The organism is Coriobacteriia bacterium, from assembly GCA_013334745.1.
GTDB lineage: Bacteria > Actinomycetota > Coriobacteriia > Anaerosomatales > JAAXUF01 > JAAXWY01.
Genome location: JAAXWY010000095.1, coordinates 1 through 1,517, shown reverse-complemented (window position 1 = coordinate 1,517; position 1,517 = coordinate 1). Strand labels below are relative to the sequence as shown.

General features: G+C 64.7%; 1 protein-coding gene. It reads left to right on the top strand.

Annotation, left to right across the window (positions count from 1 at the left end; genetic code table 11):
- Positions 1–1,352, top strand: a 1,352-nt coding sequence (locus tag HGB10_12135) for a DUF11 domain-containing protein (protein NTU72553.1), incomplete at its 5' end; no start/stop codon positions are given.
- Positions 1,353–1,517: the final 165 nt, after the last annotated feature.

The window sequence follows — 1,517 nt, the reverse complement described above, 5'->3', positions numbered from 1 at the left end:
GCCCGGCCGACCTCAACGCGCAGGCGTGCTTTACCGCCCTCGAGTCGAACTTGTCGATCGTCAAGGACTTCGTCGCCGCCGACAACACGACGAGCCTGGGCAACGCTCTCACCGTGGCAGCGAATGCGCCTGCCAACCTGCGCGTGCGGGTGATCAACAACGGCACGGGTGCCGCGACGGGCGTCAGCGTCGCCGACGCGTTCGATGCGGCAGCGCCCACGACCGGAGTCCTCGCAAATTACCAGCTCATCAGCGTTTCGCCGGGCACGCCGAACGCCAACGGCGGCTTTGACACCGTCATCGGCGACCTCGCCGCGGGGGCCTCCTCGACCATCCTCCTTACGGTCGCGGCCTCGGTTGATGCGGTTTACTGCGACACGGCGACCGTCGCCGCTACCTCCGGGACCGTCGGCAACCCGAGCACGGCCTGCCTGACCGTGGCCACGCCCAACCTCACGATCACCAAGACCGACGCTCCGGCCAGCGTTGTTCCGGGTGCGACGTATACGTCCACGATCGTCGTGAACAATAGCGGCACCGCCACTGCAAAGAACGCCGTCATCAGCGACCTGCTCGGCCTCAACTCCGCTGCCAACGTCCAGGCCATCTACGTGAGTTCGAGCTTGAACGGCACGGCCGGCACGCTGGCCAACAACGTCGTCACGGCCAGTACGATCGACATCCTGGCCGGTGAGACCGTGACCTTCACGGTCGTGAGCCGCATCCCGCTTGGCGCAGTCGCAGGCACCTACTGCGACACGGCGACCGTCACGAGCAGCAACGCCGCCACCAAGCAGACTCCCGCCGTTTGCGTCACCGTCCCGGCCTTCTCGGCACTCCAGACCCAGTTGGTCGACCTCAGTGATCCGGTCGCGGTGGGAAGCAACGTCACCTACTTCTCGGTGCTCTATGTCGAGAGACTATCCAACGAGGGAGTGGGCAATAACAAGCTGACGTACAGCTTCGGTCTCGTCAGCCCGACCGTCCTCGGGATTCCCGGCGTCTTCCGGATCGTCTCGACGAACGTCTACCTCGACACGAAGCCGGTTCGAGATCCTACTACGGGCCTCATCGTATCGGATCCGTCGAGCCCCACCGCCGTGCTGCTGACGGCGGGTACCGACTACACCGTCGACGACACTACCCCGGGACTGCAGGTGATTACCATGACCCCGACGGTCACCCTGCAACCGGACACGGCGCTCTATGCGGTGCACGTGACGAGCGTCCCGACCGCGACGCCAACCAACAAGCTGTACACTACGAGCTACATCTGGGATTCGGCCGGGTTAGTCAACCCTGCGAATACCTACGAGGCCAGCTCGTCCGAACCCACGACCGTCCTCCCCTAGGAGAGGTCATGCCCCGCGGAGTACCGCGGGCCGCTTCATCCGTCTGAAAGAAGACCCGCGGGGGGAAACCCCCGCGGGTCTTCTTGTGACTCGCTGACGAATTCGTTGTGCGTGAAACACGGCAGTCTTGCCGCCGCTTCGGGCCGCGGGGCTTTCCGGACAAAT